The organism is Pantoea sp. Ep11b, from assembly GCF_040783975.1.
Lineage (GTDB): Bacteria > Pseudomonadota > Gammaproteobacteria > Enterobacterales > Enterobacteriaceae > Pantoea.
On the sequence record NZ_CP160631.1, the window covers coordinates 1,667,859 to 1,690,008 of the forward strand.

General features: G+C 56.4%; 14 protein-coding genes. 7 read left to right on the plus strand and 7 right to left on the minus strand.

Annotation, left to right across the window (positions count from 1 at the left end):
• Positions 1 to 31: 31 nt before the first annotated feature.
• The 3 genes from cydC to trxB all read right to left on the minus strand — a co-directional run bounded on the left by cydC (position 32) and on the right by trxB (position 4,643).
• The gene (gene cydC / locus AB1748_RS07850) at positions 32 to 1,762 is read right to left on the minus strand and encodes a cysteine/glutathione ABC transporter ATP-binding protein/permease CydC (protein WP_367396327.1); all 1,731 of its coding nucleotides are present in this window, start codon (positions 1,760 to 1,762) and stop codon (positions 32 to 34) included.
• Complete coding sequence (cydD, locus tag AB1748_RS07855; RefSeq protein WP_367396212.1) at positions 1,762 to 3,531, minus strand: cysteine/glutathione ABC transporter permease/ATP-binding protein CydD; 1,770 nt, start codon at positions 3,529 to 3,531, stop codon at positions 1,762 to 1,764. The genes cydC and cydD overlap by 1 nt, the downstream gene beginning before the upstream one ends.
• Positions 3,532 to 3,674: 143 nt before the next feature.
• Positions 3,675 to 4,643, minus strand: coding sequence for a thioredoxin-disulfide reductase (trxB, locus tag AB1748_RS07860; protein WP_111138822.1), 969 nt, complete (start codon positions 4,641 to 4,643; stop codon positions 3,675 to 3,677).
• Positions 4,644 to 5,163: 520 nt separating this feature from the next.
• Between trxB and lrp the strand changes: the two genes are divergently transcribed.
• From lrp to AB1748_RS07890, 6 genes are all read left to right on the plus strand, one after another.
• Positions 5,164 to 5,658, plus strand: coding sequence for a leucine-responsive transcriptional regulator Lrp (gene lrp / locus AB1748_RS07865; protein WP_006118610.1), 495 nt, complete (start codon positions 5,164 to 5,166; stop codon positions 5,656 to 5,658).
• 118 nt (positions 5,659 to 5,776) lie between these two features.
• Positions 5,777 to 9,367: a DNA translocase FtsK 4TM domain-containing protein gene (locus AB1748_RS07870; RefSeq protein WP_367396213.1), complete on the plus strand. Its 3,591-nt coding sequence runs from the start codon at positions 5,777 to 5,779 to the stop codon at positions 9,365 to 9,367.
• 178 nt (positions 9,368 to 9,545) lie between these two features.
• Positions 9,546 to 10,157 carry an outer membrane lipoprotein chaperone LolA gene (gene lolA / locus AB1748_RS07875; protein WP_367396214.1) on the plus strand — a complete coding sequence of 204 codons (612 nt, stop codon included), beginning with the start codon at positions 9,546 to 9,548 and terminating at the stop codon, positions 10,155 to 10,157.
• Between the two features lie 7 nt (positions 10,158 to 10,164).
• Entirely contained in the window at positions 10,165 to 11,508 is a 1,344-nt protein-coding gene (locus tag AB1748_RS07880) for a replication-associated recombination protein A (protein WP_111138820.1), read from the plus strand.
• A gap of 91 nt (positions 11,509 to 11,599) precedes the next feature.
• Positions 11,600 to 12,892 carry a serine--tRNA ligase gene (gene serS, locus AB1748_RS07885; protein WP_111138819.1) on the plus strand — a complete coding sequence of 431 codons (1,293 nt, stop codon included), beginning with the start codon at positions 11,600 to 11,602 and terminating at the stop codon, positions 12,890 to 12,892.
• Between the two features lie 318 nt (positions 12,893 to 13,210).
• Positions 13,211 to 14,362 (plus strand): MFS transporter, encoded by a 1,152-nt coding sequence (locus AB1748_RS07890; RefSeq protein ID WP_111138818.1) that lies wholly within the window; start codon positions 13,211 to 13,213, stop codon positions 14,360 to 14,362.
• Positions 14,363 to 14,412: 50 nt separating this feature from the next.
• Here AB1748_RS07890 and pflA read toward each other — a convergent pair whose 3' ends face one another.
• From pflA to ycaO, 4 genes are all read right to left on the minus strand, one after another.
• Positions 14,413 to 15,153 carry a pyruvate formate lyase 1-activating protein gene (gene pflA, locus AB1748_RS07895; protein ID WP_111138817.1) on the minus strand — a complete coding sequence of 247 codons (741 nt, stop codon included), beginning with the start codon at positions 15,151 to 15,153 and terminating at the stop codon, positions 14,413 to 14,415.
• Positions 15,154 to 15,315: 162 nt separating this feature from the next.
• Positions 15,316 to 17,598, minus strand: a complete 2,283-nt coding sequence (gene pflB / locus AB1748_RS07900) for a formate C-acetyltransferase (protein ID WP_111138816.1) — start codon at positions 17,596 to 17,598, stop codon at positions 15,316 to 15,318.
• Positions 17,599 to 17,669: 71 nt separating this feature from the next.
• Entirely contained in the window at positions 17,670 to 18,530 is an 861-nt protein-coding gene (focA, locus tag AB1748_RS07905; protein ID WP_111138815.1) for a formate transporter FocA, read from the minus strand.
• 377 nt (positions 18,531 to 18,907) lie between these two features.
• Positions 18,908 to 20,671, minus strand: a complete 1,764-nt coding sequence (ycaO, locus tag AB1748_RS07910; RefSeq protein WP_111138814.1) for a 30S ribosomal protein S12 methylthiotransferase accessory factor YcaO — start codon at positions 20,669 to 20,671, stop codon at positions 18,908 to 18,910.
• Between the two features lie 312 nt (positions 20,672 to 20,983).
• Between ycaO and serC the strand changes: the two genes are divergently transcribed.
• Positions 20,984 to 22,069 (plus strand): 3-phosphoserine/phosphohydroxythreonine transaminase, encoded by a 1,086-nt coding sequence (gene serC, locus AB1748_RS07915; RefSeq protein ID WP_367396215.1) that lies wholly within the window; start codon positions 20,984 to 20,986, stop codon positions 22,067 to 22,069.
• Positions 22,070 to 22,150: the final 81 nt, after the last annotated feature.

Genomic DNA, 22,150 nt, shown 5'->3' on the forward strand with positions numbered 1-22,150 from the left:
CGTTATGTTACCCATCAGCGTTTCGCTATGACTATAACGCAATACGCTGCCGGAAACGCCAGTAGCGACCTGCTTTTGAGATTAATTCGGCATGGCTGCCCTGTTCGATAATTTCGCCATTATCCATCACGCAGATACGATCCATCTGTTCCAGACCGCTGAGCCGATGGGAAACCATTACCACAGTCTTACCTGCCGTTAACTGCTGCAGAAGCGCGAGGATGTGCTGCTCGGTAGTAGCATCCAGGCCTTCGGTCGGTTCATCCAGCAGCCAGAGATCGCCATCATGCAGCAGCGCGCGTGCCAGCGCGAGACGACGCAGTTCGCCGCCGGAAAGCGGGCGACCGCCTTCGCCCATCCAGGCGTTCAGCCCTTCCGGGGTCTCATGCAGACGCTGCAGGCCGACATCATTCAGGGCGCGGATAAGCCGGTCGTCGCTGGCGTCCGGGCAGGCCAGCAGGAGGTTATCGCGCAGGCTCTGACTGAAAAGGTGAACCCGCTGCGTGACCACGCTGATACCCTGACGCAGTTCAGACTCTGACCAGGTTGCAACGGGCCGATCGTTAAGGCTGATTACGCCGTGCTGACTCTCCCAGCCACGGGTTAACAGCGCCAGCAGCGTAGATTTCCCGCAGCCGGTCGGCCCCAGAAGCGCAATGCGTTCGCCTGCACCCACCTCAAGGCTACAGCGGTTCAGCACCTTCTCAGGACGGCCGGGGTAGCTGAAGTCAACCTGGTCGATGTGGACGGTCAGGCTGCCGGGCCGGGCCGTTGAGTCTGCCGGAAAAGCGATCGTGGGGGGCTGATCGATCACCTCACTGACCCGCTGCGCGGCCGCGATCACCTGCGACATCGGCAAAAACGCCCCGGCGATCGGGGCCAGTGCTTCGAAGGCTGCCAGCGAACAAAACACCACCAGCGCAATCAGCGAACCGGGTAGCTGCTGGTCGCTGATGGTCGCGGCGCCGAGCCAGAGCAGCAGAGTGACCGTCACGCCGCTGATCAGCAGCAGCAAACTCTGTGCCGCCGCCTGCAGATGCTGTTGCTGGCGCTGAGCCTGCTGCCAGCGCTGTTCATCCTCATCGAGCTGCTGACGCCACGGCTGCGAAGCGCCATACAGCGTCAGTTCCGCCTGCGCCGACAGCCACTGCGTCAGCTGTAAACGCCAGCGGGCGCGGCCACGGGCAATTGCCGTGCCGGCAGGTGAGCCGAAGCGATAAAACAGCGCGGGCATCAGCACCAGGGTGGCGAGCATGATCCCGCCCAGCGTCAGTGCCAGCGGAACAGCGATCAGGCTCAGCCCGAGCGTCACCACCACAATCACCACAAAGGCGCCCGTCAGCGGCGAGATGACACGCAGATAGAGATGATCCAGCGTATCGACATCGGCCACAAAGCGGTTAAGCAGATCGGCCTGGCGGAACAGCGACAGCTGGCCCGGCGAGAGCGCCATCAGACGGCCGAACGTATGAACACGCAGATGCTGCAGAACCCGGAATGTCGCGTCGTGGCTGACCAGGCGTTCGGCATAGCGTGCGGCCGTGCGAATGATCGCGGCTCCGCGTACGCCCGCCGCAGGCAGCATATAGTTAAAGGTATAGAGTCCGGCAACGCCCGCCACGGATGAGGCGGCAAGAAACCAGCCGGAAAGGGTCAGCAGGCTGATGCTGGCCAGCAGGGTCACCATCGCCAGCACGATACCCAGCGCCAGGCGGAACGGGTGGCGCTGCCAGAGACGAAGAAAAGGACGCAGGGCGGACATCACTGGATCTCCTGTTGACGATGCTTCAGCATCTCGCTGAAGGCACCCGGCTGTTGCGAGAGTTGCTGCCAGCTTCCCTGCTGCACCAGTTTACCTGCTTCCATGACCCAGAGGGTCTGCCCGTGGCTCAGCGTGTCGATCTGATGGGTAATCATCAGCGTGGTCTGACGGGCTGCGGCCTGGTTCAGCGCCATCATCACATGACGTTCACTCAGCGCATCCAGGCTGGCGGCAGGTTCATCCAGCAGTAAAAGATGGGCGGACTTATAGAGTGCGCGCGCAACCGCGATGCGCTGCGCCTGGCCCACAGAGAGCTGATGGCTCCCTTCGCCTGGCGGCGTGTCGATGCCCTGCGGGAGACGGGGCAGAAACTCGGTAATGCCGCATGATTCAAGCAGTGCGTTAAAACGGTCGGGCTCACAGGCGGCACCCATCAGAATGTTGTCGCGCAGGGTGGCGGCCGGTAACTGAGGATTCTGCCCCACCCAGCTAAGCTGCTGATGCCAGTCCGTTCGCCGTATTTCACGCAGTTCCGTGCCATTGACCCTCAGGGATCCCTGATAGGGCAGGAAACCCAGCAGGGCGTTCATCAGGGCGGTTTTACCGGCCCCGCTCTGGCCAACCAGCGCAATCTGTTCATACGGGGCGATGGAGAAGGTGAGGGGACCACACAGCAGCTGGCCATCGGGGGCGCAGACGCGCAGATCCGTGGCGATCACCGAGACAGCGTCACTGGCGGAAAAGGGCTGCTGGCCCTCCTGCGGGGCGGCGTCGGGTGTGGCCTGCATAAAAGCTTCAAGCGCATCGGCACCGCCGACCGCCTGCGCTTTAGCATGATAGAACGTGCCAAGATCGCGCAACGGCTGGAAAAACTCCGGGGCGAGGATCAGTACCAGAAAACCGGCGAACAGCGTGACGCCCTGGCCGTAATCGCCGAAATGGAGTTCGCCCAGATAGGAGAAGCCAAAGTAGACGGCCACCACCGCAATCGCTAACGAGGCAAAGAACTCCAGCACCGCAGAGGAGAGAAAGGCGAGGCGCAGCACCTCCATCGTCCGCTGACGAAAATCGGTGGTGGCGGCGGCAACGGCCTGCTGCTCGGCGGCGCCGCGATTAAAGAGCCGCAGCGTTTCGCGGCCGCGCAGGCGATCAAGAAAGTTCCCACTCAGCCGGGCCAGCACCAGGAAGTTGCGGCGGTTCGCCTCGGCTGCGCCCATTCCCACCAGCGCCATGAAGAGCGGAATCAGCGGCGCGGTAACAAACAGGATCAGACCGGCTGTCCAGTTCAGCGGGAAAACGGTCAGAAGAATGCAGCAGGGGATCAGCGCCGCCAGGGTCATCTGCGGCAGATAACGCGCGTAGTACTCCTGCATCTCTTCAATCTGCTCCAGCAGCAGCGTTGCCCAGCTTCCGGCGGGTTTTCCCTGAATCCATGCCGGGCCCAGCTCAGTCAGCCGATCCAGTACCTGCTGGCGTAACGCCTGGCGGATGGCCTGTCCGGCCCGGAATCCGGTCAGTTCGCGGGCATAGTTGATCAGGGCGCGCAGGACAAAGCAGAGCAGCAGCAACATGATGCTGAACGTCAGGGTTTCGCGCGGTTGCCCGTCGATAATCAGGGCCTGCAGCAGCGAGGCCAGCAGGGCCGACTGGGCGATAATCAGCAGGGCTCCTGCCATGCCCAGCAGCGTATTGAGCCGCAACCAGCGACCGGCGAAACGACGTTGCTGACGAAGCCAGCGGGTAAGATGCTGCTGCCGCGATTTGTCCATGCAAGACCATGATAAATGTCGATGAGGGGGAAAACAGCAAGCGCGTCTCGCGCGCTTCAGAGGCAAGAATCTAGCATGAGGGCAATAAAAAAGGCGACTGAAAAACCGTCGCCTGGAACATTTGAGATCAGAGAGTTAACAACTTACTGATCGTTTTTAACCAGTCCGTCAAGAAAACGCTCAGCGTCTAACGCAGCCATACAGCCGGTGCCCGCTGACGTGATCGCCTGGCGATAAATATGGTCCATTACATCGCCTGCCGCAAAGACGCCGGGGATGCTGGTCTGGGTGGCATTGCCGTGCAGACCTGACTGTACTTTGATGTAACCGTTCTCCAGCGCCAGCTGGCCCTCAAAGATGGCCGTGTTCGGGCTGTGTCCGATAGCGACAAAGAGACCAGCTACTTCCAGTGCTTCCGTCTCATCGCTGTTCTGGGTAGAACGCAGCGTCAGGCCGGTTACACCCATCTGATCGCCGGTTACCTCTTCCAGCGTGCGATGGGTGTGCAGCACGATATTGCCGTTACGCACTTTTTCCATCAGACGGTCGATCAGGATCTTCTCGGCGCGGAAGCTGTCGCGACGGTGAATCAGATGCACTTCAGCGGCGATGTTCGCCAGATAAAGGGCCTCTTCAACCGCCGTGTTACCCCCACCGATGACCGCCACTTTCTGATTGCGGTAGAAGAAACCGTCACAGGTTGCACAGGCGGAGACGCCTTTGCCTTTGAACGCCTCTTCAGAAGGCAGGCCCAGATAGCGCGCTGACGCACCGGTCGCGATGATCAGGGCATCTGCGGTGTACTCGCCGCTGTCGCCCGTCAGGCGGAACGGACGGTTCTGCAGATCCACGGTGTGGATATGATCAAAAATGATCTCAGTATTAAATTTTTCGGCATGCTCGTGCATACGCTCCATCAGCGATGGACCTGTCAGATCGTGCGGGTCGCCCGGCCAGTTTTCCACCTCAGTGGTGGTGGTCAGCTGTCCGCCTTTCTCCAGACCCGTGATCAAGACCGGATTCAGGTTGGCGCGTGCAGCATAAACGGCTGCGGTATAACCCGCTGGGCCGGAGCCCAGAATGAGTAACTTACTGTGTTTGGCCGTACTCATGCGTTCCTCAGTTTCATTCGGCTGACATAGCCTGCGATTGTAGGGAATATCCGGCGGCAATGACAAGGCTTAGCCAATTTTGTTAACGATAGCTGCAAACGGCGTAGACGATGAGTGACCTTTTTGCCTGGCCAATGCGCCAATAGGGGGCAAAACTCGGGTTAAAGCGGTGCAGGAGTGGAAAAATACTCATTTAAAAACAGATACCCAGCGGTCTGTCTGGCATCTTGTCCTGAATTTGGTGATTTTACTTTGACAATCGCCTGCGCATTTGCGAAAACATTATCAGAAGTGAATAACATTTATCGGCACAAAACAGGTTTTCCTCGCCTGTTTTGCACGTAACGCCGGATAAAAGCAGCCTGATATGGATAATGACGCATGATGTGGACAGACAACATGCGTCATATCGATAGGTCTCACCACACAGGTTCTGTTAGCTCACTTCAGAAATGCCCCGAACAATGAGCGTTTTCAGGGCGTGGCAGGTAAAGGGAAGGAATTAAGAGAGACAATAATAATGGTAGACAATAAGAAACGCCCCGGGAAAGACCTCGACAGAATTGACAGGAACATTCTGAACGAACTTCAGAAAGATGGTCGCATTTCAAACGTAGAGCTTTCCAAACGCGTAGGCTTATCGCCTACGCCATGCCTTGAGCGCGTGCGCCGCCTCGAACGTCAGGGATTTATTCTTGGCTATACTGCGCAGCTGAACCCGCACTATCTGGATGCCTCTCTGCTGGTATTCGTTGAGATTACTCTGAATCGTGGCGCGCCGGATGTGTTTGAACAATTTAACGCCGCGGTGCAAAAACTTGAGGAAACTCAAGAGTGTCACCTCGTTTCTGGTGATTTCGACTACCTGCTGAAAACGCGCGTACCTGATATGTCTGCCTATCGTAAGCTGCTGGGTGAAACCCTGCTGCGCCTGCCGGGCGTAAACGACACGCGAACCTATGTGGTGATGGAAGAGGTCAAACAGAGCAATCGGCTGGTGATCAAAACCCGCTGATGCGGCGCAGGTGCAAAACCTGCGAGATTTCGGTACACTCCTGTGAATTCATACAGGATCAGCGTCGGGCTTGCCCGACGCTGTTGCTTCTTACTTTACAGGCACCTGGAGAGTCCTCTTGAGCCAGGAATATACAGAAGATAAAGACGTTTCGTTACAGTCGCTGAGCAGTGGACGCCGTCTGCTGGAAGCGATGCTCATTCTGGTGGCGCTGTTTGCCATCTACCTGATGGTTTCTCTGGTCAGTTTTAATCCTTCCGACCCGAGCTGGTCGCAGACGGCCTGGCATGAACCCATTCACAATCTCGGCGGCAGCCCCGGTGCCTGGCTGGCCGACACCTTACTCTTCATCTTTGGTGTGATGGCGTATGCCATTCCGCCCGTTATCCTGGGGCTGTGCTGGATTGCTTTCCGGCAGCGCGATAACCAGGACTATTTCGACTACTTTGCGGTCGGACTTCGCTTAATTGGCGTGCTTGCGCTGGTGGTGACAACCTGTGGTATGGCGGCGCTGAATGCCGATGATATCTGGTACTTCGCCTCCGGCGGCGTGATTGGCAGTCTGGTCAGTAATGCCATCGCCCCGTGGTTCAGCCCGGCGGGCGGCACGCTGATGCTGCTCTGCGTCTGGGCGGCGGGCATCACGCTCTATACCGGCTGGTCATGGCTTACCATTGCCGAGCGGATTGGTGGCGTGGTGATGGGCGTACTGACGTTTGCCAGTAACCGCTCACGTCACGATGAGCCGTGGCAGGAAGAGGATGACGAGCGCGATACGCGTGAATATGCCGATCTGCCTGAGATGAGCGGGGCGGATCAGGACGACGATGTCCTGCTCTCTGCGCCGCGCGCGGCGTCACAGCCCGATCCGCTGCTGGCGAAAGCCGCCGCAGCAACCAGCGCCGCCGTCGCAGCGACCACCGAAGCGGCTGGCGTCGCACCTGCCGTCGCCGCTCCGGCTGCTGCGGGCACACCTGCGCCTGCGGCTGTGGATACCGCGCCAGCGCCGGTTGCGGCAACCACACCAGCCCCGGTTGCCCCTGCTGCCGCTATTCCTGCCTCGCAGCCTGTGACTGCCGCCGGGCAGAGTGCGCCTGCGTCTTACAGTGCTCCAGCGGCTGCACCGAGCGCACCCGAACCTTACACTGCGCCAGTGGCTGCGGAAGCACCCGAACCTTACCGCGCGCCGTCAGCAGCGCAGACTGCATCTGCTCCGGCAACCTCTCCGCCGCTTTATCATTTCGAAATGCCGGACGAGGCACCCGCCGCGCCAGCGTTCAGTGCTTATGACGATGATGAGCCCCGGATGGGCAACTGGCGGGATGCGACTGCGGTCCCTGCCGCCGCGACCGCAACAGCGGCCGCAGCCGCATCGGCCACACGAACTGCGCCTGTGTTTGACTTAGCCCCTGAAACCCCGGTTAATCCGCAGGTTAAACAGGGCATCGGTCCAGCATTACCACGCCCTAACCCGGTCAAACTGCCTACCCGCCGCGAACTGGCTTCGTACGGTATCAAGCTGCCGTCTCAGCGCATGGCAGAAGAGAAAGCCCGGGCGGAAGAGCGTGAATCAGCACCGGCAGAGAGTCAGACTTCGGTTGCTGAGGCTGAAGAGGCGCAGCAGCAGGCTGAACTGCGCCAGGCCTTCCAGTCTGAACAGCAGCAGCGTTACGGCACCAGCTGGCAGCAGGATGAGGAAGAGGAGCAGGATGCACAGCAGCAGGATGCGCTGGCGCGTCAGTTTGCTGAGCAGCAACAGCAGCGCTATCAGCCTGACGTGAAGAAAGAGCCGGTACTCAATATCGATACCGCCTCTGCGTTTGATTTTTCACCGATGAAAGATCTGGTGGATGATGGCCCGACCGAACCGCTGTTTACTATCGCGGCGACACCGGAACCGGAAGCGCCAGCGGTTTCACATGAGCCCTGGCAGCAGGTGAGCGAGGTTGCAGAACCTCAGGCTGCGGCTCAGGTGCCTGCGCCGACCCATTTAGCCCCTGCGGAGCCCGTTTACCGTGCCCCGGCTGAACCCGCTTACAGTGCCCCGGCTGAACCCGCTTACCGGGCACCGGTCGCGCCCGCTGCAGCTGACTATACGACGCCTGCGTCTTCGTCTGCGTATGGTGCACCTGCCGCGCCTGAACCTGTTGAAGAAGCGAAGCCGTCACTGCATGACAGCCTGATTCACCCGTTCCTGATGCGTCATGAACAGCCGCTGGAGAAACCCTCTACACCACTGCCTTCGCTGGATCTGCTGACCGCGCCTCCGGCAGAGGAAGAGCCGGTGGATATGTTCTCGCTGGAGCAGACTGCCCGTCTGGTCGAAGCGCGACTGGGCGATTATCGCGTGAAGGCGGAAGTCGTCGGTATCTCGCCCGGCCCGGTCATCACCCGGTTCGAGCTGGATCTGGCACCCGGTGTGAAAGCCGCGCGTATCTCCAATCTGTCGCGTGACCTGGCGCGTTCACTCTCCACCGTCGCCGTGCGCGTGGTAGAGGTGATCCCCGGAAAACCTTATGTGGGTCTGGAACTGCCGAACAAACATCGTCAGACCGTCTACCTGCGTGAAGTGCTGGACTGCCCTAAATTCCGCGATAACCCGTCACCGCTCTCTGTGGTGCTGGGTAAAGATATTGCCGGGCAGCCGGTCGTCGCCGATCTGGCCAAAATGCCGCACCTGCTCGTCGCCGGTACTACTGGTTCCGGTAAGTCTGTCGGCGTCAACGCTATGATTATCAGCATGCTCTACAAGGCCACGCCTGAAGAAGTGCGCTTCATCATGATCGACCCGAAAATGCTGGAGCTGTCGGTCTATGAAGGCATTCCGCATCTGCTGACCGAAGTCGTCACGGACATGAAGGATGCGGCCAATGCGCTGCGCTGGAGTGTGGGTGAGATGGAGCGTCGTTATAAGCTGATGTCAGCCCTGGGCGTGCGTAATCTGGCGGGCTACAACGAAAAAGTAGAGCAGGCAGAGGCGATGGGTCGTCCGATTCCCGATCCGTTCTGGAAGCCGGGCGACAGCATGGATATGACGCCGCCGGTGCTGGAAAAACTGCCTTACATCGTGGTGATGGTCGATGAGTTTGCTGACCTGATCATGGCCGTGGGCAAAAAGGTTGAAGAGCTGATTGCGCGTCTGGCACAGAAAGCCCGAGCCGCCGGTATCCACCTTGTGCTGGCGACCCAGCGTCCTTCGGTGGATGTGATTACCGGGTTGATCAAAGCGAACATCCCGACGCGTATCGCCTTTACCGTCTCCAGCAAAATTGACTCCCGTACCATTCTCGATCAGGGCGGTGCCGAATCTCTGCTGGGCATGGGTGACATGCTCTATATGCCGCCGAACTCCTCCCTGCCGATTCGCGTTCACGGTGCATTTGTGCGTGACCAGGAAGTGCATGCCGTGGTGCAGGACTGGAAAGCCCGTGGCCGACCACAATATATCGACAGCATTACCGCAGGCGAAGAGAGCGAAAGCGCGGGGGGGATGGACAGTGATGAAGAGCTGGATCCGCTGTTTGATCAGGCCGTCAGCTTTGTGATCGATAAACGCCGGGCGTCGATTTCAGGCGTTCAGCGTCAGTTCCGCATCGGTTACAACCGCGCGGCGCGTATCATTGAGCAGATGGAAGCGCAGGGTATCGTCTCTGCACCTGGCCACAACGGCAACCGTGAAGTGCTGTCGCCTCCGCCGCACGATATGTAGCAAGCGATATATTTTGAAACATGATTCAATGAGCCAGTTTCGACTGGCTCATTGTTTTCAGGGGGCTAACCCCCATATTTTAATCAGCTTTCGGTTTTTTCCTCTGTTCTGATGGCGGAACGGCGACCAGGCTTAATGCAGTAATCGATGGGAACGTTTAAATAAGGAATTGCAGCAGATGAAACTACGCGTAATCGCTCTGGGCCTGTTGGCCACCTTTTCTTCAGCCAGCGTTCTGGCTGATGCTTCCAGTGACCTGCAACAGCGTCTTAACAAGGTCAGCAGCTTCCATGCCAGCTTCACGCAAAAAGTGACCGACAGCAGCGGCGCTAACGTTCAGGATGGCGAAGGCGAACTGTGGGTGAAACGTCCCAGCCTGTTTAACTGGCATATCACTGCACCAGATGAAAGCATCATCATCTCCGACGGCAAATCGCTGTGGTTCTACAATCCGTTTGTTGAGCAGGCGACCGTCAGCCTGTTGCAGAATGCGACCAGCAACACGCCGTTTATGCTGATTGCCCGCAACCAGTCAAACGACTGGAAGCAGTACAACATCAAACAGCAGGGTGACAACTTCGAGCTGACGCCGAAAAACAGCGACGGCAATCTGAAGCAGTTCACTATCCAGGTTACGCCTGGCGGCACCATTAATCGCTTCAGCGCGATTGAACAGGATGGTCAGCGCAGCGACTACCAGCTGAAGAGCCAGCAGAACGGGGCTATCAGCCCGGATAAATTTACGTTCACACCGCCTAAAGGCGTCACGGTGGACGACCAACGTCAGTGAGGTCACGGTGAGTAACCTGTCCCTGGATTTTTCCACCGAAAATTTCAAACCTCTGGCCGCGCGGATGCGGCCAGAAACATTGAAACAGTACATTGGTCAGCAGCATCTGCTGGGCGCGGGCAAACCTCTGCCGCGCGCGATTGAAGCAGGGCACCTGCACTCAATGATCCTGTGGGGACCGCCCGGGACCGGCAAGACCACGCTGGCCGAGATCATCGCGCATTACGGTAACGCCGATGTGGAGCGCATCTCGGCGGTGACTTCTGGCGTAAAAGAGATCCGTGAGGCGATCGAACGCGCCCGGCAGAACAAACATGCCGGGCGGCGCACCATCCTGTTTGTGGACGAGGTGCATCGTTTTAACAAAAGCCAGCAGGATGCCTTTTTACCGCACATCGAAGATGGCACCATCACCTTTATTGGTGCGACCACCGAAAACCCCTCGTTTGAACTCAACTCGGCTTTGCTGTCGCGCGCTCGCGTCTACCTGCTTAAATCCCTGACGCAGGCGGATATTGAGCAGGTGCTGGATCAGGCGATGCAGGACAAAACCCGTGGGTATGGCGACAGTGACATCGTGCTGCCGGAGAATACGCGCCGGATGATCGCTGAACTGGTCAACGGCGATGCCCGCCGGGCGCTGAATACGCTGGAGATGATGGCGGACATGGCGGAAGCCGACGCCACCGGCCAGCGACAGCTGACGCCGCAGTTGCTCAATGAAGTGTCGGGTGAGCGCGCTGCGCGCTTTGATAACAAGGGCGACCGTTTCTACGATCTCATCTCGGCGCTGCACAAATCGGTGCGTGGCTCCGCACCCGACGCGGCGCTTTACTGGTATGCACGAATCATTACCGCAGGCGGCGACCCGCTCTATGTCGCGCGACGGTTGCTGGCTATTGCTTCAGAAGATGTTGGCAATGCCGATCCCCGCGGGATGCAGGTGGCGATTGCGGCCTGGGATTGCTTCACGCGCGTGGGACCGGCAGAAGGGGAGCGCGCGATTGCGCAGGCGATTGTTTATCTGGCCTGCGCACCGAAAAGTAACGCCGTCTACACCGCCTTCAAGGCCGCGATGCGCGATGCGCGCGACCATCCCGATTACGATGTGCCGGAACATCTGCGCAATGCGCCGACGAAGCTCATGAAAGAGATGGGGCTGGGTAAAGAGTACCGTTACGCGCATGATGAAACCCATGCCTACGCCGCGGGCGAAGTCTATTTTCCCCAGGCGCTGGCCGGTGCGCGCTATTACACCCCGACCACGCGCGGACTGGAGGGTAAGATTGGCGAAAAGCTAAGCTGGCTGGCTGAGCAGGATCAAAATAGCCCGACAAAACGCTACCGCTGAAACAGACGTTACGGTAATGTGAGCAATGTTTTCAACGCATTCCACGGAGTGCGCGCCTTCTTTTAACCAACTTTTAATACACAGGATAAGCATGCTCGATCCCAATCTGCTGCGTAATGAGCCAGACGCAGTCGCAGAAAAACTGGCACGCCGGGGATACAAACTGGATGTAGACACGCTGCGCTCGCTCGAAGAGCGTCGTAAGGTGTTGCAGGTGGAAACAGAAAATCTGCAGGCAGAGCGTAATGCCCGATCCAAATCCATCGGTCAGGCCAAAGCGCGTGGGGAAGACATCGAGCCGCTGCGTCAGGAAGTGAACGCACTGGGCGAACGCCTGGATAGCGCAAAAGCAGAACTGGACGAACTGCAGAATCAAATCCGTGACTTCGCGCTGGCGCTGCCGAACATTCCGGCAGATGAAGTGCCGCTGGGCAAAGATGACAGTGAAAACCAGGAAGTGAGCCGCTGGGGTACCCCGCGCGAATTCAGCTTCCCGGTTAAAGATCATGTTGAACTGGGCGAAGCAGCCAAAGGTCTGGATTTTGCGGCAGCCGTGAAGCTGACCGGCTCGCGCTTTGTGGTGATGCAGGGTCAGATTGCCCGTCTGCATCGCGCACTGAGCCAGTTCATGATCGACCTGCACACTGAGCAGCATGGCTACCTCGAAACCTACGTGCCTTATCTGGTAAACCATGAAACGCTCTATGGTACCGGCCAGCTGCCGAAGTTTGGCGAAGACCTGTTCCACACCCGTCCGCTGGAAGAGGAGTCAGACAGCAGCCACTATGCGCTGATCCCTACCGCAGAAGTGCCGCTGACTAACCTGGCGCGTGACGAGATCCTCGAAGAGGAGAGCCTGCCGGTTAAACTGACCGCGCATACGCCATGCTTCCGTTCTGAAGCGGGATCCTACGGTCGCGACACGCGCGGCCTGATCCGTATGCATCAGTTCGACAAAGTGGAAATGGTGCAAATTGTCAGCCCGGAGCACTCTATGGAGGCGCTGGAAGAGCTGACCGGTCACGCTGAGAAAGTGCTGCAGCTGCTGAACCTGCCGTATCGTAAGGTGTTGCTCTGCACCGGTGACATGGGCTTCGGGTCAACCAAAACCTACGATCTGGAAGTCTGGCTTCCGGCGCAGAATACCTACCGTGAAATCTCATCCTGCTCAAACATGGGCGATTTCCAGGCGCGTCGCATGCAGGCGCGTTGCCGCAGCAAGCAGGATAAGAAGCCACGCCTGGTGCATACCCTGAACGGTTCAGGCCTGGCTGTCGGCCGTACGCTGGTCGCGGTGCTGGAAAACTATCAGCAGGAAGATGGCCGCATTGCGGTGCCAGAGGTTTTACGCCCCTATATGAACGGCGTCGACATGATCGGCTAAGCGATACCGACACGCTAAACCCGGCTCCGGCCGGGTTTTTTTATGCGGACGGAACGCTGTGACCCGTCGAGCCAGACCAGAATTTATCACAAATAAACGTTATCGATATCAGACCCGCCCAAACGCTTAAAAATCTCATTTTTCATAGAGATAGCAATTAACCTCCCAATAGTTATAACGTTTGTAACCCACTGAAGATTAGTAAATTAAATTGTCGGGCAGCAAAATGTGCTGCGGTTAAATGTCGCCCATTGACTTTAAATAAGCGGATGGCAAACTGCGCGCAATTTCCTTTATCTGCTCTGGTTTTTATCCTCTATGTCAACCTGGTCACGCCCCGTGATATTTCTGCTTTGCGGCCTGATGTTAATGACCGTCGCCATCGCCGTGCTGAATACGCTGGTTCCTCTGTGGCTGACCCATGATCTTCTGACAACCTGGCAGGTCGGCATCGTCAGTTCCGCCTATTACACCGGAAATCTTGCCGGTACGCTGCTGGCGGGGTGGCTGATCAGTCGGTACGGTTTTAATCGCAGCTACTACCTGGCGACCGGGCTTTTTGCGCTGGCAACGGTGTGTCTGGCGATGATGCAGGGGTTCTGGATATGGAGCACGCTGCGTTTTATGGCGGGCGCAGGCTGTGCGCTGATGTGGGTGGTGGTGGAGAGCGCACTGCTTTGCAGCGGTACCGTCCGTAATCGTGGACGGCTGCTGGCAGCTTATATGATTGTTTATTACCTGGGCACCGTTGCCGGTCAGCTGCTGGTCAGCAGGCTTTCTACTGAGCTGCTGAGCGTGATCCCCTGGGTCACTGCGCTGGTGCTGTGCGCGGTATTACCGCTGGTCTTTACCCGGGTTTCCGCCAGTGGTGAAGCGGCGGAAGCGGCCCCGACGCGTATCTGGCCGATGCTTCGTCGCCGCAGTTCACGCCTGGGTATCAATGGCTGCATTATTTCCGGCATCGTTTTAGGCTCACTCTATGGCCTGATGCCGCTCTACCTGTCACATCAGGGCATGAGCGATGCGAATGTTGGTTACTGGATGGCACTGCTGGTGAGTTCAGGGATTGTCGGACAGTGGCCGGTAGGACGTCTGGCCGATCGCTTTGGCCGTATGCTGGTGCTGCGTGTGCAGGTCTTTGTGGTCATCCTCGGCGCGATGGCGATGTTAAGCAATGCCGCCATGGCTCCGGCCCTGTTTGTTCTGGGGCTGGCGGGCTTTACGCTCTATCCGGTGGCGATGTCTTGGGCGTGTGAAACCGTGGCACATCACGAGCTGGTCGCAATGAACCAGGCGTTACTGATGAGTTATACCGTGGGCAGCCTGCTCGGCCCGGCCATGACCTCGGTGCTGATGCAGAACTATTCTGATCGCCTGCTGTTTGTGATGATCGCCGCGGTGTCGCTGATCTATCTGGTGATGCTGCTGCGCAAAGCGGATCAGCATGCTACACCGGTGGCGCATGCCTGAGGGCTGAAACATAAAAAGGGAGCTCAGGCTCCCTTTTTGCGGTTAAGACGTCAATACATCACTTCATGGCCATAGCTGGCGAGAATATTTTTTACCCGCTCCATGGTCTCTTTGTTCGGTGGTTTGACCCCCTCCAGTTTGTACTCTTCACCCATCGCGATCCATTTGTGTTTACCCAGCTCGTGGTAGGGCAGCAGCTCAATTTTCTCTACGTTTTCCATATCCCGCGTGAACTCGCCCAGACGGTGCGCCGTGTCATCATCATCGGAATAACCTGGCACCACGACAAAACGGATCCAGGTGCGTTTTCCCTTTTTCTGCAGGTAGCGGGCAAAGTCCAGCGTACGGTGATTGGAGACGCCAACCAGAATCTGATGGACATCATCATTCATCTGCTTCAGGTCGAGCATCACTAAATCTGTCACGTCGAGCAGTTCATCGATCACCGGGTCGTAACGGCGGACAAAGCCGTTGGTGTCGAGGCAGGTATGGATGCCTTCTGCTTTACAGGCGCGGAACCAGTCGCGGACAAATTCAGCCTGAAGAATCGCTTCTCCTCCTGATGCCGTTACGCCGCCACCCGAGGCGTTCATAAAGTGGCGATAGGAGAGCACGTCGGCCATCAGCGCGTCGACGCTGATCTCTTTGCCGCCGTGGGTATCCCAGGTATCGCGATTGTGGCAGTAGAGGCAGCGCATCAGGCAGCCCTGGAAGAAGGTGATGAAACGGATGCCGGGACCATCGACGGTTCCGCAGGATTCAAATGAGTGGATACGACCGTTAACTGACATTGCGATGTTTTCTCCAGTAGGTCTGCCGGGACAGACGGCGCAATCTCTGTTGCGCTCAGGGCAGGAAATCGATTCTGGTAGGCACCCCGAAAAGATGACGACCAGAACAGACTTTTTAAATAAAAGGCTCCGCGAGGAGCCTTTTATCACTCAGAACGGTGATTACAGGGACTGTGTGAAGGTACGGGTAATCACATCCTGCTGCTGCTCTTTGGTCAGCGAGTTAAAGCGTACAGCGTAACCGGAGACGCGAATGGTCAGCTGTGGATATTTTTCCGGATGCTCCATCGCGTCCAGCAGCATCTCACGGTTCATCACGTTGACGTTAAGGTGCTGACCGCCTTCGATGCTGGCTTCGTGATGGAAGTAACCATCCATCAGACCGGCAAGGTTGGTTTTACGCACGTTGTCATCTTTACCCAGCGCGTTTGGCACGATAGAGAAGGTGTAGGAGATACCATCTTTCGCATAAGCAAACGGCAGTCTGGCAACGGATGTCAGCGAGGCTACGGCGCCTTTCTGGTCGCGGCCATGCATCGGGTTAGCACCGGGTCCAAATGGCGCACCCGCGCGGCGTCCGTCCGGGGTATTACCGGTTTTCTTACCATAAACCACGTTGGAGGTAATGGTCAGAACAGACTGTGTTGGAACAGCATTGCGATAGGTGGTCAGCTGCTGAATTTTCTTCATGAAGCGTTCAACCAGATCACAGGCCAGGTCATCCACCCGTGGGTCGTTGTTACCGAACTGCGGATATTCGCCTTCGATATCAAAGTCGATAGCCAGGCCATCTTCGTCACGTACTGGTTTCACTTTGGCATATTTAATGGCAGAGAGTGAGTCTGCAGCCACGGAGAGACCGGCGATACCGCAGGCCATGGTGCGGTAAACATCGCGATCGTGTAAGGCCATCAGTGACGCTTCATAGCTGTATTTATCATGCATGTAGTGAATGATGTTCAGTGAAGTCACATACTGCTTGGCCAGCCAGTCCATGAAGTGGTCCATACGCGCCATGACGGTATCGAAATCCAGCACGTCGTCGCTGATTTTGTCACCTTTTGGTCCAACCTGCATTTTCAGCTTCTCATCCACGCCGCCGTTGATTGCGTAGAGCAGGGTTTTTGCCAGGTTGGCGCGGGCGCCAAAGAACTGCATCTGTTTGCCGACGACCATCGGGCTTACGCAGCAGGCGATGGCGTAGTCATCGTTATCGAAATCAGGGCGCATAAGGTCATCGTTCTCATACTGCAGGGATGAGGTGTCGATAGAGACCTTAGCGGCATATTTTTTGAAATTAACCGGCAGTTTTTCAGACCACAGAATGGTCATGTTCGGCTCAGGTGAAGGCCCCATGGTGTAGAGGGTGTTCAGGAAGCGGAACGTGCTTTTTGAGACCAGGGTACGGCCATCGACGCCCATACCGGCCAGGGATTCTGTCGCCCAGATAGGGTCGCCTGAGAACAGCTCATCATATTCCGGCGTACGCAGGAAACGCACCATACGCAGTTTCATGACCAGATGGTCAATCAGTTCCTGTGCCTGCTCTTCGGTCAGCTTACCGGCTTTGAGGTCACGTTCGATGTAAACATCGAGGAAGGTCGAGACGCGGCCGAAGGACATCGCCGCACCGTTCTGTGATTTCACTGCGGCCAGGTAGCCGTAGTAAGTCCACTGCACGGCTTCCATCGCATTGGTTGCCGGGCCGGAAATATCGTGACCATATTTTGCCGCCATCTCTTTGATCTGCGCCAGCGCACGATGCTGATCGGAGATCTCTTCACGCAGACGGATAGTGGCTTCCAGATTGACGCCGTTCTCTAAATCCTGCTGCAGTGAGGTGAACTGAGCGAATTTATCGGCCATCAGGAAGTCGATGCCGTATAACGCCACACGACGATAGTCGCCGATGATACGGCCACGGCCATAGGCGTCAGGCAGACCGGTCAGAATACCTGATTTACGGCAGCGCAGAATTTCAGGAGTGTAGACATCGAAGACGCCCTGGTTGTGGGTTTTACGGTACTCGGTGAAGATTTTTTTGAGTGAAGGATCAAGTTCACGGCCATAGACTTTGCAGGAGCCTTCAACCATCTTGATGCCACCAAAAGGAATGATGGCACGTTTCAATGGTGCTTCAGTCTGCAGACCAACGATTTTTTCCAATGACTTGTTGATGTAACCGGCGTCGTGGGAAGTGATCGTTGAGGCGAGGTCGGTGTCAAAATCGACAGGAGCGTGAGTGCGGTTCTCAATTTTGATGCCTTCCAGCACGCTTTCCCACAGTCGGGTGGTCGCTTCAGTCGCGCCCGCCAGGAATGATTCATCACCTTCATAAGGGGTGTAGTTTTTCTGAATGAAGTCGCGCACGTTGACGCTATTCTGCCATTCGCCTTCAGCAAATCCTTCCCATGCTGAAGCCAGTTTTGCATTAAGTTCGGTCATAATATACCTGCCTTATATGAGGAGACTTTACGGTCGGGCACAGCTCTCGTTCTGTGCCGTCAGATTCAGAATCAGTGTGTCTGGCTGCCTTTGCGGAGATAGATAACCCAGTAGGTCAGCCCAACCAGCACGCCGCCGCCGATGATGTTGCCGATCGTCACAGGAATCAGATTGTCGAGAATAAAGTGACTGACGGTAAGCGATGGAAACTGTGCAGCCGATGAGCCAGCAGCCTGCCAGAACTCCGGTGTCGCGAAGTCGCGGATGGTAATGGCGTAAGGGATAAGAAACATATTGGCGATGCTGTGTTCGAACCCGCTGGCGACAAACATGCCAACAGGCAGAATCATCACAACCAGCTTATCGGTCAGAGTCCGGCCTGAATAACTCATCCAGACGGCGAGGCAGACCAGCAGATTAGCCAGCGTGCCTAAACAGACCGCTTCCAGAAACGTGTGATGCATCTTGTGATCGGCGGTTTGCAGGACGTTCAGACCCCATGCGCCGTTTGCCACCATGTGCTGACCGGCGAACCACATCAGCGCCACAAAGAAGAGGGCGCCTGCAAGGTTACCGGCGTAGACGTTAATCCAGTTGCGGGCCAGCTGGCCCCAGCTGATGCGTCCACTGGCTTTGGCGACCACGATTAGCACCGTAGAGGTGAAGAGGTCGGCACCGCAGACCACCACCAGCATCAGGCCGAGGGAGAAACAGACACCCCCAATCAGTTTGGCCAGACCGTAAGGCATCGCACCGCTGCCGGTGGTCGCTGTAATGTAAAATACGAACGCGATTGAGATAAATACGCCGGCGTTTATTGCCAGAAAGAAGGTGGTGAAGGGGGACTTGGTGGCTTTATAGATACCGGCCTCTTCGGCCACTTTCGCCATTGCGGCGGGTAATAAAAGATTAAAAGGGTTGTCAGTTTTCACACTAACTTACTCCTGAAGTTGTCTGAAAAAATACTAACAAAGGCGTAGTGGGTGGTAATTGATATAGATCATGTTTGCCGAAATGATCGACAGCGGAAAGCGGAGATGAAAAAGCAATAACTATCTAATTTATTGAAAATAATGAATTAAATAAATTTTAAAAATACAAAAAATATTTTAAAGGCTGGAGGCGGAACCTTTTACTGAAAGAGGGGGCGTCAGGATTGAAACGATTGCATGTTAAATAAAATGATGCACTGTAATAAATAAGAATTTTAATGACGCTAATGTTTCAGTAAAAAAAGAGGCGGGAATAATGGCACCAGATAAATCCGGTGCCATGTCGTGCTGATGGTGTCAGGTTGCCCTGTCAGGCATTACGCGTTTTTCCAGAACTGACGTTTAGCCGCTTGCAGTTTTTCGTAGGCGGCAAGCAGGGACTGATGCGCAGGGAATGCCTGCAGCGTGTCATCAACTGGCTGAAGGCCATAGAATGGACTCTCACCACTGATAGCCGCTGAAGCCGCCTCCATTGCACTTTCACCATACATCCGCAGGAAAGCGTGATGATACTGCAGCGGATCGCGCTCATCTTCCATCGCCAGTAACAGCAGCGTCTGCAGGCAACGATAATAGTTTGCCCGCTCAGGCGTGAAGATTGAGCTGTTGAATTCCATTGTCCATTCAGTCCAGATCAGCGCCTGATCCAGATCGCCGCCTGCCAGCGCCAGCATCGCTTTTAACTCGCCCACGCGCAGCGTGTACCAGCCATTGTCTTTACCGGTCGCCAGACCCAGCAGCTCACGCACGCGCGTGAAGTCGTCAAAGCCTTCATCGTCAAGCTGACCGATCAGGTCCAGATACTCTTCCGGATTCCAGTTGCTGTCAGGCAGGGAGAGCAGGGTTTCACGGATACCCGCGCCCATGCTGTTGTTCGCCAGCACCAGATCTTCCGCCGGATAGATGTCTGACATGCCCGGTACGATGATACGGCAGGCGTATACGCCCAGATGCTCGTAATCGGCGATGTAGACTTCCTGATCTTCAGCGGCAAAGATCGCCATCAGTGTGGCAAATTCCTGCTCGGTGCTGCCCGCAAATGACCAGTCAACAAAGTCGTAATCGGCCGTCTCTTTGAACAGATCCCAGGAGATCAGACCGCTTGAATCGATGAAGTGCGTTTCGAGGTTGGCATGTTCAGCGACTTCCTCGTCGTCAAAAGTCGGTGGCGTAAACACGTCCAGATCTTTGAGGCTGCGGCCCTGCAGCAGTTCGGTCACGGTACGCTCCAGCGCCACACCAAAATCCGGGTGCGCGCCAAAGGAGGCAAAACAGGTGCCATTGGCAGGGTTGAACAGCACCACGCAGATGACCGGGTATTTTCCGCCCAGCGAGGCGTCATAGGCGAAAATCGGGAAGCCTTCGGCTTCCAGACGGGCAATCGCTTCTGTCACGTCAGGATAACGCTGCATGACGGCATCCGGGATGGCAGGCAGACTGATGGCTTCAGCAATAATGCGATTTTTAATGTAGCGTTCAAACACTTCCGACAGGCCCTGAACACGCGCTTCATTCGCCGTGTTACCTGCTGACATGCCGTTTGAAACATAGAGGTTGCCGATAATGTTCATCGGGATGTAGACGGTCTGCTGGTCGGACTGACGGGTAAAGGGCAGGGCACAGATCCCCCGCTCGGTATGACCAGACTGCAGATCAATCAGGCCGGACGCCGTCAGCGCCTGGTCAGGATCGTAAAACGCCCGCAGGCGCGGGTCCAGAATCCCTTCAGGCAGTGACTCATCGTCAGGGACGGCGAACCATTTCTCATTGGGATAGTGCACGAAATCGCCGTTAGCGATCTCTTTTCCCAGCCAGAAGTCAGCAAAAAAGTAGTTGGTTGAGAGACGCTCAAAATATTCGCCCAGCGCAGACGCCAGCGCCGCTTTTTTGCTGGCCCCTTTGCCGTTGGTAAAACAGAGCGGGCAATCGCGGTCGCGGATATGCACTGACCAGACATGGGGAACAGGATTAAGCCAGGATGCTTCTTCAATATTAAAGCCAAGATCCTGCAGCTTGTTCTGGAAACGCGCAATGGAGTCTTCCAGTGCGGCATCTTTGCCCGGGATAAATGTTTGCGTCATTGTGGCGCTCTCTCAGTTGTCATAGGGTGCGTAAAGCGCGCCATGATACGGACTTTGCTGACTGACCGCTATCAGGGCGGATAATTTTACCGGCTTAGTTTTCATCAGGCCCGCCTGCCAGCCAAATGCGGATTCACGGGGCCGGATGACGCCTCACAAAATTCCGTGCCGGTTTGCATTGGTAACATAACCTCCGGCGAGCCGGATTCAGAAAATGTGACCGCGCCCTGATTTATGATTGCAGCTATCAGAATGCAGTGATAAAACCGGATGATTATTCATAACCGTTCGATATGACAGTGGTGAGGGGAAATGACGCAGGTTTATAATTTTAGCTCTGGCCCGGCGATGCTACCGGTTGAAGTCCTTCGTCGTGCAGAACAGGAGCTGACGAACTGGCGCGGTCTGGGTACCTCTGTAATGGAGATCAGTCACCGCAGCAAAGAGTTTATTCAGGTGGCTGAAGAGGCAGAACAGGACTTCCGTGATCTGCTAAAAATACCGTCGAATTACAAAGTTTTATTCTGTCATGGCGGGGCGCGTGCGCAGTTTGCCGCCGTGCCGGGGAACCTGCTGGGGAATGCGACCCGCGCCGACTATGCCGACGGCGGCTACTGGGCGCATAGCGCAATTAAAGAAGCGGAAAAATATTGTTCTCCACGCACGCTGGATGTCAAAACGACCCGCGACGGCAAACGTGCCATTCTGCCGCTGCGCGAGTGGGCGGTCAGTGAAGACGCCGCTTACCTGCATTTCTGCCCCAATGAAACCATTGATGGCATCGCCATTGATGAACAGCCCGACTTTGGCAGCAAAACAGTCGTTGCTGATTTCTCTTCGACCATTCTGTCACGCCCTATCGACGTCAGCCGCTATGGCGTCATCTACGCAGGTGCACAGAAAAATGTAGGGCCAGCCGGCTTAACCCTGGTGATTGTGCGCGAAGACCTGCTGGGCCAGGCGCACGCCTCCGTGCCTTCTATTCTCGATTACAAAGTGCTGGCCGATAACGATTCAATGTTTAACACCCCGCCCACTTTTGCATGGTATCTCTCCGGGCTGGTGTTTAAGTGGCTGAAAGAGAAGGGCGGTGTAGCCGAAATTGATCGCATCAACCAGGCAAAATCTGACCTGCTGTATGGGGTTATCGACCACAGCGGCTTCTATCGCAATGATGTGGCGGCGGAGAACCGTTCCCGCATGAATATTCCTTTCCAGCTGGCTGATGCTTCTCTGGATGCGCTCTTCCTGGAAGAGTCGTTCAGGGCGGGCCTGCATGCGCTGAAAGGGCACCGTGTCGTAGGCGGTATGCGCGCCTCTATTTATAATGCGATGCCGCTGGAAGGCGTAAAAGCGCTGACGGATTTCATGGTTGATTTCGAACGCCGTCACGGCTGATTATTAAGATCTCAGCAATTATGCTGATGCCAGACCTCGTCATACGGCGAGGTCTCTGTATTTTTTGAGGATTTCGTTTCA